Annotated in this window: 16 protein-coding genes; 5 read left to right on the plus strand and 11 right to left on the minus strand. The window is 38.2% G+C overall.

The genetic code is table 11. The annotated features are described in order from the left end of the window. A complete protein-coding gene (locus IQ215_RS05435; protein WP_193800298.1) occupies positions 1-1401 on the plus strand; it encodes an MFS transporter in 1401 nt (466 codons plus the stop codon). 577 nt (positions 1402-1978) lie between these two features. Here IQ215_RS05435 and IQ215_RS05440 read toward each other — a convergent pair. Continuing rightward, positions 1979-2251 (minus strand): RNA recognition motif domain-containing protein, encoded by a 273-nt coding sequence (locus IQ215_RS05440; protein WP_193800299.1) that lies wholly within the window; start codon positions 2249-2251, stop codon positions 1979-1981. Positions 2252-2491: 240 nt separating this feature from the next. Here IQ215_RS05440 and IQ215_RS05445 point away from each other — a divergent pair, with 240 nt between their 5' ends. After that, complete coding sequence (locus IQ215_RS05445) at positions 2492-2878, plus strand: (2Fe-2S) ferredoxin domain-containing protein (protein ID WP_193800300.1); 387 nt, start codon at positions 2492-2494, stop codon at positions 2876-2878. Here IQ215_RS05445 and IQ215_RS05450 read toward each other — a convergent pair. The 6 genes from IQ215_RS05450 to IQ215_RS05475 all read right to left on the minus strand — a co-directional run bounded on the left by IQ215_RS05450 (position 2875) and on the right by IQ215_RS05475 (position 11169). Continuing rightward, positions 2875-4251: an MFS transporter gene (locus IQ215_RS05450; RefSeq protein ID WP_193800301.1), complete on the minus strand. Its 1377-nt coding sequence runs from the start codon at positions 4249-4251 to the stop codon at positions 2875-2877. The genes IQ215_RS05445 and IQ215_RS05450 overlap by 4 nt on opposite strands. A gap of 56 nt (positions 4252-4307) precedes the next feature. After that, positions 4308-5225 (minus strand): NAD(+) kinase, encoded by a 918-nt coding sequence (locus IQ215_RS05455; protein WP_193800302.1) that lies wholly within the window; start codon positions 5223-5225, stop codon positions 4308-4310. A gap of 129 nt (positions 5226-5354) precedes the next feature. Then, positions 5355-6644 carry a hypothetical protein gene (locus tag IQ215_RS05460; protein ID WP_193800303.1) on the minus strand — a complete coding sequence of 430 codons (1290 nt, stop codon included), beginning with the start codon at positions 6642-6644 and terminating at the stop codon, positions 5355-5357. Between the two features lie 342 nt (positions 6645-6986). Next, a complete protein-coding gene (gene mnmG / locus IQ215_RS05465) occupies positions 6987-8891 on the minus strand; it encodes a tRNA uridine-5-carboxymethylaminomethyl(34) synthesis enzyme MnmG (protein WP_193800304.1) in 1905 nt (634 codons plus the stop codon). A gap of 195 nt (positions 8892-9086) precedes the next feature. Continuing rightward, on the minus strand, positions 9087-10271 hold the full coding sequence (cruG, locus tag IQ215_RS05470) for a 2'-O-glycosyltransferase CruG (RefSeq protein ID WP_193800305.1): 1185 nt from the start codon (positions 10269-10271) through the stop codon (positions 9087-9089). A 67-nt stretch (positions 10272-10338) separates the two neighbouring features. Further along, entirely contained in the window at positions 10339-11169 is an 831-nt protein-coding gene (locus IQ215_RS05475; RefSeq protein WP_193800306.1) for a peptidylprolyl isomerase, read from the minus strand. Positions 11170-11453: 284 nt separating this feature from the next. Here IQ215_RS05475 and IQ215_RS05480 point away from each other — a divergent pair, with 284 nt between their 5' ends. Both IQ215_RS05480 and IQ215_RS05485 read left to right on the plus strand, forming a co-directional pair. Next, positions 11454-12593: an AbrB family transcriptional regulator gene (locus IQ215_RS05480; protein WP_193800307.1), complete on the plus strand. Its 1140-nt coding sequence runs from the start codon at positions 11454-11456 to the stop codon at positions 12591-12593. A 166-nt stretch (positions 12594-12759) separates the two neighbouring features. After that, positions 12760-13068, plus strand: a complete 309-nt coding sequence (locus IQ215_RS05485) for a hypothetical protein (protein WP_193800308.1) — start codon at positions 12760-12762, stop codon at positions 13066-13068. A 4-nt stretch (positions 13069-13072) separates the two neighbouring features. Here IQ215_RS05485 and lpxA read toward each other — a convergent pair whose 3' ends face one another. From lpxA to gmk, 3 genes are all read right to left on the minus strand, one after another. Beyond that, complete coding sequence (gene lpxA, locus IQ215_RS05490; RefSeq protein ID WP_193800323.1) at positions 13073-13870, minus strand: acyl-ACP--UDP-N-acetylglucosamine O-acyltransferase; 798 nt, start codon at positions 13868-13870, stop codon at positions 13073-13075. Positions 13871-13893: 23 nt separating this feature from the next. Further along, entirely contained in the window at positions 13894-14373 is a 480-nt protein-coding gene (gene fabZ, locus IQ215_RS05495) for a 3-hydroxyacyl-ACP dehydratase FabZ (RefSeq protein WP_193800324.1), read from the minus strand. Between the two features lie 109 nt (positions 14374-14482). Beyond that, a complete protein-coding gene (gene gmk, locus IQ215_RS05500) occupies positions 14483-15037 on the minus strand; it encodes a guanylate kinase (RefSeq protein ID WP_193800309.1) in 555 nt (184 codons plus the stop codon). Positions 15038-15238: 201 nt separating this feature from the next. On the opposite strand from gmk, the gene rpmB reads away from it, so the two are divergent. After that, on the plus strand, positions 15239-15484 hold the full coding sequence (rpmB, locus tag IQ215_RS05505) for a 50S ribosomal protein L28 (protein ID WP_015222253.1): 246 nt from the start codon (positions 15239-15241) through the stop codon (positions 15482-15484). Between the two features lie 48 nt (positions 15485-15532). Here the strand turns inward: rpmB and IQ215_RS05510 are convergent, their stop codons facing one another. Then, positions 15533-15793: a hypothetical protein gene (locus IQ215_RS05510; protein ID WP_193800310.1), complete on the minus strand. Its 261-nt coding sequence runs from the start codon at positions 15791-15793 to the stop codon at positions 15533-15535. Positions 15794-15849 lie beyond the last annotated feature (56 nt).

Here is a 15849-nt window from a genome sequence, read left to right on the forward strand (position 1 = left end):
ATGACTAACTTTGCTCAACAGTTAGATGATTCCCCCATAACCCGCCCCATGTGGCTATTATGGTCATTATCTGCCTCCTTAATTGCCCTCGATGGGTTCGATTTTTTTGTTATCGGTATTGCCCTACCCTTTTTAAGATTAGATTTTGCACTGACTCCCACCGATACCGCTATGATAGCAGTAAGTGCGATCGCAGGGGCGTTGGTAGGTTCTCTTACCCTAGGGGCTATCACCGACAAAATTGGCCGTCAAAAGATGCTTTTAATTGATGTCTTTTTGTTAATAAGTGCCAGTGTCGCTTGTGCGCTATCTCCTAATACTACATTTTTAATTATTTCCCGTTTTTTGGTGGGGGTGGGTATTGGGGCAGATTATCCCATTAGTGTTGCCTATATTACCGAAAATGTACCTTCTCGTTATCGAGGTAGGATGGTAATTGGGGCTTTTGCTTTTCAGGCCATTGGCACGGTAATTGGGGCGTTAATTGGTATAGTTGTTATTGATTATTTTCAATCTTTTTATGGACAAAATCCCATGGTTGCCATTCATTATGCTTGGCGATTCATGTTAGGAATCGGAGCTTTATTTGGGGTTTTAGTCGGAATTTTAAGGCTGAAATTTTTGCTAGAAAGTCCTTTTTATTATATTAATCGAGGGGAGTATGAAAAGGCATCTCAATCAGCTTCTATTTTGTTAGAAAAAGAGGTTATTCTCACCCCTGAAACTGAGGCAATGGAAAAGCAAGAAGTCCTCAGTTATGGAGCTTTATTTTCTAATAAATATCGAATTAATACTTTATTTGCTTCTATTCCTTGGTTTTTACAAGATATTGCTACCTATGGTATTGGGATTTTTACCCCTACTATCATTGCTTTTTTAGCCCTTAATAATGAGTCAGATTTTTTGGTACAACAAATCAAGTCTGCCCAGGGTGCTATTGTGGTTGATTCTTTTTTGGTATTGGGATTTATTTTGGCTGTTTTATTAATTAATAAATTAGGTAGAATTTTCTTACAGGTAACTGGTTTTTTAGGGATGGCCGTGGGTTTATTTTTATTGGGTGTATCTTCTTTTTTCCCTGAACAAAGTTTTAACAATATTGGCTTAATTTTAATGGGGTTTTTCCTGTTTAATTTATTTATGAATGGTGGTCCTAACTCTACTACTTTTTTATTATCGGGGGAAGTTTTTCCTTCTTCTATTCGGGCTAGTGGAGCAGGTTTTGCCGGGGCGATCGCCAAGGCAGGGGCAATTTTAGGGGCTTATTTATTACCCTTAGTTCAAGAAAAAATAGGTGTTGATAATGTGTTATTTATCTTAAGTATTTGTTGTGTATTGGGAGCAATAATTACTTATATTTTGTCCAGAAAATTAATATTTTTTAATCCTAGTAATGGATGATTAATCTGAAGTTCTGATAATTCGTTATAAATAGATTGTCTCTTCGCCCACGGTGTAATACCAAATCCGATTTGTAAGATTTACTATCATCCACTTGCCACAGTTGACAATAAACAATTATTATCTTTTTTCTGTTGCCTGTTCCCCAATAAGTATATTATTGAAACAGGATTTAGTATAGTGATATGACATACTTAAATGTTTACGACAAATAAAATCCCAGCCCAATTAACCTCAATTTAGGTTAAAACTCTTGACCATTCCTTGTATAGATTTATGGGCGCTGAATCCATTTATTTCCAAACATAAAAGTTCAATTCATTGAACGAAAAATCCGTAGCCTTGTAATTCATTACAAGGCGGGAAATACTCAAAGGGCTATTTTTTTCCATAAACAATTATCCCTCACTGAAGTTAATTATATTTATAGCAATCTTTTTTCTATTTCATATGAATTACATGACTAAGGGTAACTCGTTCAATAAATTGAATATTTTAATTCACTAAAAAATAACCCCCAACACTAGAGATGTCAGGGGGTAAAGGAAGTATTCAATACAAAAAGAAAAGAAATACGTTAGAATCTATCACGACGGTTTCCGCCTTCTTCACGAGGCTTGGCTTTATTAACCTTCATTTGTCTGCCCATCCACTGAGCACCATCTAAAGTTTCGATCGCAGTTTCTTCTTCACTATCACTAGACATTTCTACGAAACCGAAACCACGCATTCTTTTAGTTTCACGATCAACAGGTAAATAAACACGTTTTACCTGACCATAATCAGAGAAGACAGTTTGTAAATCTTCTTCTGTAACATCATAGGATAAATTCCCAACATATATGGACATATAGACTTAACTCCAAAATCTTAATTTACACTAGGGCAACTGAGACGACGGACGTGAGTCTTTCCATACCGTTGAAGGAACAACCTTTCTAAACTGGAATCAAACACTGTTACCGAAACGAACCTCAAATTAACACTAATCTTAATTTATCATATTAGCCGTCTAATTAACACAAGAAGATCACGGGCAAAATAATCGATAATTGATAATAACCATTAATTTAAGAGATTGTTATTAAAGATGGCAGAAAAAATTACTTCCATGATCGAAAAACTACATTTAAATTGTATTGACCGTCACATTTTTCTATGTTGTGATCAGGCAAAGCCGAAATGTTGTAATAAAGAAGATAGTCTTAAATCGTGGAAATATTTAAAAACAAGGCTCAAAGAATTAGGTTTAGATAGCCCCAATTCCGAGAAAAAAACCTGTGTTTTTCGTACTAAGGCTGATTGCCTTCGGGTATGTTGTGACGGGCCAATTATGTTGGTATATCCTGAGGGGGTATGGTATCGTAACGCAACCCCAGAAGTAATTGAAGAAATTATCCAAAGACATTTAATCAATGATGAAATTGTTGAGGAATATAGATTTCACCAACACCCTCTACAATCAATGGAAAGCTAATTTTCTTTAAGGGCGTGATAATCAGGCACATTCATCCAGGCGAATTTAAGGGAATTGGTTAAATTTTTATTAGCCGTTGTCATAAAGATTATTAACGCCACCGTTGCCATAATCCCTGCGATGGTGAAAAGGAGAGTATAACCACCAAAATCAAGGAAAATAGAGCCGATGATGGCACTACCTAGGGCGACGCCAATATCAAAACCACCCACACACAAGGAAAAGGCTCGTCCTCTTTCTTGGAAGGTACAACGATCAGAAATCAGGGCAAGGGTAATGGGGATAAGCATTCCTGCCCCTGCCCCTTCAAATAGGGCGGAGATAATTAGGGCTAGGGGTGTTTGAGCTTCGGCGAGTAATATCATGGAGATGATGTAGCAAAGGAGGCTAACGGTGATGAAACGTCCTCTACCATGGACATCGGAGGCTTGACCGGCAAAAAAGCGCATGGAGAATGAGGCGATCGCCGTTCCCGTGTAAAAAAGACCTACGTTAAAGTTTATATCTAATTCCCTGATATAGAGGGGAAGAAAGGTGACGATGGTGCTAAAGAGTGAACCGACGAGCAGTAGTACGAGGGTAGGGATAAGGAAGGAGCGATCTAAAAATAATTCTTTGAAACCACGGCTATGGTTATGGTTTTTGGGTTCAGAGGTTTTTTGTTGTTCTCTGATTTGCTGTTGTCTTTGGGGGGGAAATTCTTTTACCCTTGAGGCGAGGAGGAGGGATAGTAGTCCGCATCCTGCACAGAAGGAAAATAAAATGGGATAGGTGCTATATTCTTGTAAAAAACCACCCAATGCCGGCCCTACGGCCATACCGAGGGGAATTACTAAGCTCATGTAGCCGATTAGTTCTCCTTTTTGTTTGGGGGGTGATATGTCCACCACTAGGGCGCTATAACCTGTGGTAAAGGCGGCGATACTGATGCCGTGAAAGGCTCTGATGGCCATGAGTTGGGGGATTTGGTTAAAGAATAGGTAACAAATAGGGGCGATCGCCGCTACCGTTGAACCAATGAGGATAATTACTTTACGACTGGGATAATATACAAGGTTACCAAAAATGAGCTTACTGATTTTGAATATAAATTGATGGATGGTTTTTGGTAGGGAAATTTTATGAAGAAAAATATCAACACTTTCATCGGCTAATTGCCCTAACCAGATACGAGAGCCTAATAAACCAATGGCAAAGAAACTCATGACGATGGCTACTTGTTTGGGTTGTGCTCCCATGTCTTTGATGTAGGCGGGAAGGGTGGGAAGCAGAGATGACATACTCATCCAAAATAGTAACCCTGAGGCGAATAGGGTTGCGATATTAATTAGTTTTGGGCGCTCGATGGTTGCAAATGCCTTGAGAAAATTCACTGTTTGTGACTATTTTGTTACAAAAGTTCATCTTCCATTATCCCTCAAAAAAAATATTATGGTAGTTCCACGGAGCTTGGTTTGGCAATATGAGGTAATCCCCACCCTAGTTTTTCCCTGAGAATGCGGAAAAATTCTGGTCTTTGTAAACGAATAAATTTAGCGTCATAGGGCGATCGCACCATACGAACTTCATCATCGGGTAAAATGTAACATCCGGCGTTACCATCACCCACCATTACCATTTGATTTTTAGTGGCCGGATAAATGGTGACAGGCTCTTTGTCTGAAAAAACTAACGCCCTAGAAGCAAGGGAATGGGGGCAAATGGGCGCAAGTTGAAATACTGGTACATCAGGGGTAACCACTGGCCCCCCCGCACTTAAGGAATAAGCCGTTGAACCCGTGGGGGTGGAAATGATTACCCCATCGGCGGCAATGTCCACGGGGGCGTGTCTGCCGATTTTGATCTCAAAATGACACATACTCGTGAGGGGTTCTCGATGTACTACCACTTCATTGAGACAAAGGGCTTCCCATAGTTTGATTTTCTCCCTTATCACATTTACTTCAATCATCGATCGCACCTCAATTTCAAAATCTCCCTCTAGTACCTGTGCGATCGCCTTATCGAGCTGATTAAGATAAATTTCGGTTAAAAAGCCTAAATGCCCTGTATTCACCGCCAAAATGGGAATATTATGGGGGGCTACCTGACGACAAGCTGATAAAACAGTACCATCACCCCCCAACACTATTGCCAATGTCATATCTTGATCAAATTCTGCTTCGGCTATCTGTTCGATGGGGCTATGACATACGGGGCGATCGGGATAAGAATAACCTAAAATACCAGTGTAGCCCGTGGCTAAGTAAACATCGTAACCTTTTGCCATTAAACTTGATTGTAATTCCGCAGCGATTTGACAGGCAATAGGTTTTACATCGTTGTAGATAACACCAATTTTAGGCATCAATAAATATTCCTAGTAAAATTTGACCGAGAAAAACTTAGGTTTTCATAACACCATAGGCATTATACCAGAATCAGTCATTTTCCCATCCATTTTCACCATAAATATTAAACTTTTGATAGTCCCCCACTATAACCGAGATTTTAAATCATTAATTTGATTTTGAGCATCACCAATTAACTTTTGTGCCGTAGGATATGAAGTCGAATTAGGATCTACACTATTTAAAATACTTATTATGTCTTGAATTTGTACAATACGCCGACTAATATTATTAGGAGAATCATCCAAATTAGCGTTACTATTTCTATACCTACTAATTAAATTTTCGGCATTTTCCAAAGACCTTAAAGAATCTTCCTCAATTTCCTTTCTTAACCTTGCATCCCGCAAACTATCTTCATACCCAACGATAATGCGGTTAGCCTGACGATAACCTTCCAAATCAGTTTCGGGGATTTTTTCCAACTCATTAATCGCCTTTTCCCAAAAGTCTTCAATATCCGACCATTCACTTACAGTATAAGGGGGATTTTGACTTCTTGTTTTTGCTAATCGTGCAAAATCTTCAGCCGTACCAATAAAAGTAGCTAACCTTTCATTATTAGCAGAAAAACCCACCACATCTTCAAAATCTAACTCATGTACCACTAATTTTTGTTGTGCAATAGTACCTGCAAAGGTAGAAGAAGAAATCAAATTAAATTCATTAAGCATCGTCCGCCATTGTTGAATAATTTGTCTTTTTTCAGTGTCAGAATTACTATTTTGATATTGACTTTTGAGATCTGCTAATTGATTTTCTAACTTATTTAAAGTCTGTTTAGCATTAGTTCCTTGAAATATTTTTGCTTCTAATTCCCCTACTTTTTTCCGCATTTCTACAAACTTTGTTCCTGAAAATCCAGAACGATAAACACGATTAGAATTGCCATATCCCATCAATTCATTTTGAGCAATAATAGGAATTTTATCTAAATAAACTTTCCCTTCTTGTAATCTTTGAGAACCTAAATCAAGATCTGGAAAATCCGTGGCATTATCGATTAATTGTTCTGCTTGTTCTGTTAAGTTTAGAGCTTTTTTAAAGTTATTTTCTACTATAATTTGACTAGGTAAAAGTAAGACGGGAGCATGACGATTTACGGGGCGACGGATAGCGGCATAGGGCAAGTTGACTATATATAAAAATCCAGCTGGAATGCTAATTCCTAAGGTAATAAAAAATATTCTTTTGATGGTAGATTTTATATTTGATACAAAATTTGATTGTTTTGAAGGAGGTAATTTATTCGATTTTTGAGGGGAAATTTCTTGTTCTAATTGCTCTAATTGTTTTTTTATATCATTTTCTTGAGAGGAAGAAATATTATCTTTTGGCTCATTTTTATTATTCCCAGAAAAATTATTAATGCCCATAATTAATAGCTATTTTACTTTTTATAAAAAGAAAACCCTAATTAAATAGATTATATCTTAACCTGAGTTCGGGAGAACATTTTCTGGGGTTGGTATCTTCGCAGTTGCCCCACGGTGTAATTGAATTACACGGCTAATGGTAGTTAGTTCAATTTATTGAACTAAGATGTTAATACTGCTAATTTTTAAGTGATCAAGCGGACTTGATATAATTGTTTATTATCAATTGCTACACGGTGGATAATAGTAAACATTGGAAAAGTTCTATGATGCTCTTAATTTGTTAAAAGTTTAATTTTTTTTTCAGCGCACCTTAAATATTTTGATCAACCTAAGCAAAAACTATTTTTTCAATAAATTATTTTGCATCTCCAAATAAATCAATAAAGCATTGACATCCGCAGGATTTACCCCACCAATACGGGTAGCTTGTCCAATGGTTAAAGGTCGAACTTTGGTTAATTTTTCCCTCGCTTCCATAGACAAAGTTTCAATTTTCATATAATCTAAATTTTCATGTAATTTACGATTACTATGACGGGCAATTTGATCAATTTGTTTTTGTTGTCTTTGAATATACCCAGAGTATTTTATCTCAATTTCTGCCCCTTCTTTTTCCGCCTTATTCAACTCAGAATTATGTAAATTATATCTTTCTAAATCTTCATAGTGAAACTTCGGACGGCGCAACAAATCCGCAAGGGTAATAGAACCTTTTATTTTTTGTTCCGTATCCGCTACAATTTTAAGGGCAACCTCATCCCTTTCCTTGATTCTGGTTTCGTATAACCTTTCTTGTTCAGCGATAATATTTTTTTGTTTTTCTTGATATAAATTCCAACGGCGATCGCAAATTAACCCTATTTCACGACCAATAGGAGTCATACGCTGATCTGCATTATCAGACCTTAAAATTAAACGATATTCCGAACGAGAAGTCAACATCCGATAAGGTTCACGTAAATCCTTAGTACACAAATCATCAATCAAAGTACCCAAATAACTTTGCTCACGGGGAAAAACAATCATTTCCTTACCCTGAGAAAAACGAGCCGCATTAATTCCCGCCACAATGCCTTGTGCTGCGGCTTCTTCATATCCCGTAGTACCATTAATCTGGCCCGCCGAAAATAACCCCTCAATTTTCTTGGTCATCAAAGTAGGATAACATTGGGTAGCGGGTAAAAAATCATACTCCACCGCATAGGCAGGGCGTAACATTACACAATTTTCCAACCCGGGTAAAGTTTGCAACATTTGCAACTGTATATTCTCGGGTAAACCAGTAGAAAACCCTTGAATATATAACTCAGGAATATCTCTCCCCTCAGGCTCAATAAAAATTTGATGACTATCCTTATCCGCAAAACGAACAATCTTATCTTCAATACTAGGACAATAACGGGGCCCCTTCGAGTCAATAAAACCTCCATAAATGGGCGATAAATGGAGATTATCTTTAATCAACTGATGGGTTTTGGTAGTGGTACGGGTGAGATAACAGTTCATTTGTTCTCGTTCGATCCACACTTCAGGATCAAAACTAAACCAGCGAATCTCCTCATCAGGGGGCTGCACCTCCATTTTTGTATAGTCAACGGTGCGCTTATCTACCCTCGCAGGAGTACCAGTTTTTAATCTGCCCGTCTCAAAGCCTAAATTATTAAGGGTTTCGGTTAAACCCACTGCCGCAAATTCTCCGGCCCTTCCTGCCGCCATGGATTTACCACCAATCCAGATTTTGCCATCTAAAAAAGTACCCGTAGTTAAAACCACTGCTTTAGTTTTGAAACAAGTACCAAAATAAGTTTGTACCCCAATTACCTCATCATTTGCCCCCAATACCAAATCTGTCACCATCCCTTCACGGATAGACAAATTAGGTTCATTTTCGACAATATTTTTCATCACCGCCGCATATTCGCGCTTGTCGGTTTGCGCCCGTAATGCCCATACAGCAGGGCCACGGGAATTATTTAACACCCTTTTTTGTAAATATGTCCTATCCGCCATTTTGCCTATTTCTCCCCCCAATGCGTCGATTTCGTGGGTGAGTTGAGATTTTGCAGGGCCGCCCACCGCAGGATTACAAGGTTGCCACGCAATTTTATCCAGATTAAGGGTTAACATCAGGGTGCGACATCCTAACCTCGCACTAGCGAGGGCGCTTTCACAGCCAGAATGTCCGCCACCGATGATTATTACGTCAAATTCGTCTTGAAATTCTACGGGGGTTGTAATGGTCATTTTATCTTTTATCTAGGGTGCAAGTAGAAGTTAGTTGCTTTAAGTTTCTATGATAACGCAGTTGTTGCATTGATTAAGGGGGGGCAGGGCATCTTGACTTCCTTTGAAATAGGGAAGGGTTTTTGACCAAGTAAAATCAAAACTTGATCATTCTCTGTTGTGAATCAATACTATTACCCCATTTTTTAATTGTCCCTAATTTCCTTGGGTGTTATAGACTCTACCACGCCATTTTTTTGGTTTACTTAGGGCTGATATAAATATGCGGGTGACAGCCAAGATGTCGGCGGTGGGTGAGAGCCAGAATAATAGACTAGCAAAGGATTTTCCTTTTTCGTAACTAGGGGCGATCGCCCCTAAAAGAGCAAAACGAACTAACAATAAAAATAGATTAAGAACAAATAATAACTGAAAACTTAGATAATCATAACTAGAATAATTAATTAAACAAAAAATAGTTAAAGGTAAAGGTAACCCCTGCACCAAAGCCAAAAAACCACATTCAGCCCATAACTGAGCCTTAGAAGCCGCATCCTTCAAATCCAACGAGCGCCCCCACTCCTGCCAAGTTTCCTTCAACCCTTCATACATCCTTACCTTAATCAACTTTGCCCCATCAGCAAAACCCACCTTATAACCAGCCATGGCCGCCCCACGCGCAAGGGTAACATCATCACAAAAAGAATTAGAAGCCACAGCATAACCATCTAAATCTTCCAATACCTTCCGCCTAATCAAAAAACATTGACCATTAGCCATCACCGTTTCAGGAGTCATGGCATTTACCCCCGAAGACTCAAAACGATACAACAAAGTCATTAATAAAGCAGGTTGTAACCACCATTCACCCCCAGACTTCAAAATAAATTGGGGAGACAACGATAACACATCATAACCATGGGTTTGGGCAAAATTAATCAAACTAGGAATTAAACCGGGTTGAGGTTGCGTATCCGCATCAATGCCCAATATCCACTCACTATCCTGAGAACTTGTTAAAAAGCCGTTGTGTAAAGCCCAAGGACGTCCTACCCAATTAGCAGGTAAAGGAGGGTCACTTAATAGTTTAACCCGAGGATCTCTTTGGGCCACATCTTTCACCTTTTCCCTGGTGCCGTCTTCGGAGTTACTATCAACGATTAATATTTCTCTTACTTCATAGGTTTGACGGGTGATGCCTGACAACATCCCATCCATGCGATTTACTTCGTTTAAAGTGGGTACTACTACCGAAACCTGTGTTAGCATATCGGGGGTTGCCCATTGGGGTTTGAGGGGGGGAAATCTTTTTGCTCCTCGGAATAGTCTGGCTAAAAGAATGAAGGTGCAAACGGTTTGAAATAATAATAAAACAAAAAAAGTAACGGTAGCTATTTCCATAAATGTTAATAAAAGTTAAATGATTCTACCCACAATAACCGATAGTGGTTTTCTGGGGTAGATAAAATTAGGTTGAAGGGGTATGGGGAATTACCTGATTATTTTGTGAATGCCCATTCATTGATGGTGGTGATGTATCGTCATCGGGTAAGGAGATGGTAAAGTTTTCGAGATGAAATTTTACTTGATTTTGAATTTCTTTATTGAGCCAATTATTAAATAATTCTTCCATTAATCTTCTAGCTGTGTTCATATCCAATTGAGCTGGAATATATCTTTCTAGCCTTAAAATGACTACCCATTCGCCAATTCTGACGGGAGCTAATACTTTTCCTTGTTGCGCTGTCATTAGTAATTGAGCAATTTGAGGATGAGGCACGGTTAATTCAACAGGCCCTACTACACCCCCAGTTTTAGCTTCCGAGCCTTGGGAAAATTCCCTAGCAAGGGTGGCGAAGTCTTGTCCATCGTCTTGGATTCTGAAAAATAATTCTTGGGCTTGTCCTACATTCGTTGTTCTAATCAGGGAGTAGATAACTCGATCTAGTTCTCTTTTTCTCCTTAAGTAGTATGATTCTAGTTGAGGTCCAAAGGTTTTTTCTTTAAATTTATCTAGTTTTATTCCTCTCAAGACTCTATTTTCTAAGTCTTCGGGGGTTAAGTAGTTTCTTTCTAGCCACGCTTTTAGTTGTTGTTTATCGTTAGGGGCTATTTTCATTTGGTTAAAAAATTGTTGATAGGCCATATTTTTTTCTTCGGGGCTACACTCAATATGGGCGATCGCACTGTCTAAGATGATTTCAGTGGCTAAGGGAATAACAATTTGTTTTTGAGCCAAAATGGAAAAAACATTTTCTTCAGTTATTTTGTAATCACCAATTTCGATATAAGAACCCATAACAATTTTTAAAACTAATTTACCCCTATTAATACTACAATAACTTGACCTTTTCTCACCTAAGCTCAACCCTTACTCTTAAAAGCTATTACTCCTAAATAATAAGCTCATCGCCATCAACCACGACAAGGGTTACTGGAGATAATGATTTTTTAATTAGTTCCCAATGCTAATTATTTTTTCCCTAGTATTTAAAAAAAATCCCTTTATTTTCTTAACCTAAAATTAACATTTGTTATTTCTTAACCTAAAATTAACATAGGTTAGATTATCAACACTATGAAATGACAAAAACTATTACCGTTGATAACGGAGAAATTTTCGCCCTTGGTGGTTTATTTTTATTGGCGTTAATATTTTCTTTTATCTTGGATTCTCTCCATTTTCCTGTGGCTTGGTTTTTAGTACCTTTACTCGTTGCCATTATCTTTTCCATTGTACGGGGTAAAGTGGAATCTTTTCCCCATTCTGCGGGGGCGCTCGGCCAAGGAATGATTGCGGTGGTTACAGCTAGTAATTTTTCTGTAGATAGTTTAATCAATGCCCAAAGCTATTTATTACCATTACTAGGGGCTATTTTTATTACGGGAACATTTAGTTTATTCAATGGTTTTTTACTCTATAAAATCGCTAAAATTGACCCCTGCTCTAGTTTTTTAGGTTCTATTCCGGGGGCAGGTTCTAGTTTAGTGGCTATGAGTGAAGAAATGGGGGCAGATGCGATCGCTGTTACCGTACTACAATACGTCAGAATCTTATTAGTATCGTTAATCGTACCCAATATCGTTGCCCTTTACTTTTCAACCCCCGTCTTAGCTACCCCCATGGTAGAATCCTGTAACCCCGAGCTTTGTTTTAGCCCCCCCAATGACATATTGATTACCGCAGACTTACCTCAATCCCTCATCACTGCCATCATTAAAACCCTCTTAATTATCTTTACCGCCATTGTCGCCATTCAAATAGGCAAAATCATCAAATTACCATCAAATCTTTTCCTAGCCCCCTTCTTCAGTGGTTTAGCACTATTCTGGCTAATTCCCACCACCATTCCTCCCCTAGTATTTAGCATCGGATTATTTTTACTAGGTTTATCCACGGGGGTAAAATTTGACCTAAAAACCATTCATAAGTTACTAAAAGCAGTATTAATTGAAGTTATCCTCGTCATTTTTTTAATTATTGTTTGCTTTATCATCGGTTATGAATTCCATCAAATCACGGGATTGGACATGATGAGTTCCCTTTTAGGCACAACCCCAGGGGGTTTGAACACCATGACAGCCACAGCATTGGAGTTAGGAGGAGATTCGGGCATGGTTTTAACCATGCAAATGGTGCGAATGTTTTTTATTCTTACTTTTTCTCCTTTTTTCGCAGGGACTATTCTACAAATTGATTATTCTCACCATGAAAATAATTAAAGTGATTAACTAATATTAATTGGCAACTATGAAGTTTTACTATTTCGCTGTTTCACGAAATCCGTCAAAAACTCTTGTCTATTATCTTTTCCCTATCTTAATTAGATATTTTTTTGGTACATTAAATTGTGAGAATAAATAAAAATCCATGGGGGGTAATTAGGTGATGAAATACTTTTTTTTAACAGAAGGTTGGAGTTATAACCGAGTCTGGCAAAGAGGGGGGTTATGGGATACTATTACTTGGCGTCGTCCTCCCCATATCAGTTGTTTAAGGATTGGTATTGAGGAAAATGGAGAAATTTTGTGGCTCTACGAAGTAGAAGAAGCGGTTTTAATGGTGGAAGTGATGCCCTCTACCACGGAGGCAAAAAAGAATAGTAATATAGGTCAAGTGGTTTTAAAAAGACTCATCGATTCTACTCAAGTTATTGATGCCCTTGTAGGGGCAAAAAAAGTTGTTAACCAAAATTAAACCATCATTTTTTATTACCTGGGATTGGCCCTCGGCGAGATGGATTGGTACTTGAGGTAACCATAAAATCGTAAAGAGTTTGAATTTTATCGTTATTTACCATGGTGGATAATTTATCAAGGGCTTGAGCAAGGGTTAACCCTGAACGGTATAAAAGGCGATAGGCTTGTTTTAATTCTTTGATTTCTTCTGGGCTAAAGTTATTTCTTTTTAGGGCAACGCTGTTTAAAGCCCTTACCCTTGATGGGTTTCCTTCCACTAACATAAATGGTGGTACATCTCTTTCGATGCGACTCATACCCCCTAACATTGCCATAGTACCAATGTGGACAAACTGATGTACTCCTAACATTCCACCGATGACGGCTTTGGAATCCACTTGTACATGACCTGCTAAACTAACGGAGTTGGCGATAACTACCCTATCTTTGATGATGCAGTTGTGGGCGACATGGACATAGGCCATTAGTAAATTATCGTTACCGATGATGGTGTATTCTCCTTCTTCTGTGGCTCGATTTAGGGTTACGAATTCACGGATTAAGTTGCGATCGCCTATTTTTAGTCCTGTTATCGCTCCTTTATATTTTAAATCTTGAGGATCTAAACCAATGGCCGCCCCGGGGTAGATTTTGTTATCTGTGCCAATTTCTGTATGACCTTGAATAACTACATTAGCACCGATGACGGTGTTTGCCCCAATTTTTACTCCTGCCCCAATTACGGCATTGGGTTCAACGGTGACAGTAGAATCTAATTCTGCCTTTTTATCAATAATCGCTGTAGGATGTATCACGGTTATTTAAATTTGTATTAACGATTGAGTTAGTCGAGCAAAGAAAATAACATTTCGCCCTGTACGGCTAGTTGTCCATCAACCAAGCCTTGCCCTTGCATTTTAGCAATACGATTACGTTTGAGGGATAATAGTTCCACTGTCATGATCAGTTGATCTCCAGGTACTACGGGGCGGCGAAAACGTACTTTATCGATACCCCCAAAGGCGAAAAATTTTCCTTTCATCCCGGGTAATAGAGTTAAAACGACTCCCCCTACTTGAGCCATGGCTTCTATTTGTAATACCCCAGGCATGAGAGGTTTTCCTGGGATGTGTCCTGGGAAATAGGGTTCGTTGATGGTGACATTTTTTAAACCTACTGCTTTTTCACCTGGTACATAGTCTATGATGCGATCGACTAAGGCGAAGGGATAGCGGTGGGGTAGTAGTTCCTGAATTTCTTCAACGGTGAAGGTTGTTTGTATATTTTCTTGGGGGTTAGTTTCTGGGGAGGCGGTTTTTTCCATTAACTTTTTGTCTATTTTCGTCAACAATATTTTTTACTAGAACGGTATCCTAATAAACCCACATAAGAATATCATGATTTTGTCTTTTGTGATGGAAAGATTTTGTCCGTTAAATGATGATTTGTTGTAATTGGACGATCGCCCTTTCTAACTGATCATTAACGATTTTATGATCAAATTCATCTTGGGCAAGAATTTCTTCTTTGGCCCGTTGTAAACGTTTGCTAATGGCTTCGGGGGAATCACTGCCCCTGTTGCGTAATCTCCTCTCTAATTCCTGTTCTGATGGGGGTAAAATAAAGATTAATTCTGATTGGGGAAGGTTTTCTTTTACCTGTCTTGCCCCTAAAAGTTCAATTTCTAAAATAATAGTTTTACCCTGATTAATCTTTTCGAGGACGGGTTGTTTCGGAGTGCCGTAATAATTACCCGCATAGGTAGCCCATTCCAATAAATTATCTTCCTCTATCATGGACTTAAATTGTTCTTGGCTCAAGAAATAATAATCTTTTCCTTCTTTTTCTCCCTGGCGTGGTTTTCTTGTGGTGGCGGAAATAGACACAAATAATTGGGGATGACTTTTAAGGAGCGATCGCACCAAAGTTCCTTTACCTACTCCACTAGGCCCAGTGATAACAAATAATTTTCCTTCTTTTTCTGACATGAATAGTTAACAATTAATAATGAATAGTTAAAACGAAAGATCATCTTATCACCCCATTGGGTTTTCCCCTTTACCTCTTACACTATTGTCCATGGTGCATTTTCCCTTGTCAATGGTTGCTGTTGTCAACGGTCAATTATAAAGGTACAATTAAAGATCGCAGATTAAATTTTAGAATAATTATATATAGGAGATAAATTCATGGCTCGTGTATGTCAACTGACAGGAAGAAGAGCAAATAATGGTTTTGCCATTTCTCACTCCCATCGTCGTACCAAAAGACTACAGCATGTTAACTTACAAGATAAAAGAATTTGGTGGGCAGAGGGCAATAGTTTTGTTAGATTACGTCTTTCTACCAAAGCCATTAAAACCCTAGACACGAAAAGTGTTGGTCAAATGGCTAGGGAAGCAGGAATCGATCTTAATAAATTTAAATGCTCCTAATCTATTTATCTGTTAAGGGTTGAATCATAATACTTGGTTAGTGTTTTTTTATTCGGCAAAGTTGCGATCGACACTACCAAAAAACACTGGTTCAACTCTTATGCCTACCACCTCGGAAGGCCGAAGCACCATATATTCTCCCTGAATATTCTTAATAGGTACATTAATAAAATCCCTAGATGCTGATTTTGGTACTAACTCTCCACTGTACCACTTCTGAAATTCTTGTATCGTATTAAACCTCACTTCTTCTCTGTGTCCACTACTCATTAAAAGATGGACAGTATATTCATCTGGTTTTCTTGCCATAATACAGTCTTTTTAAATAAATTTGAGATAAATTATATCTTTAATATCAAGTCCGC

It is taken from the genome of Cyanobacterium stanieri LEGE 03274, from assembly GCF_015207825.1.
GTDB classification, from domain to species: Bacteria; Cyanobacteriota; Cyanobacteriia; order Cyanobacteriales; family Cyanobacteriaceae; genus Cyanobacterium; species Cyanobacterium stanieri_B.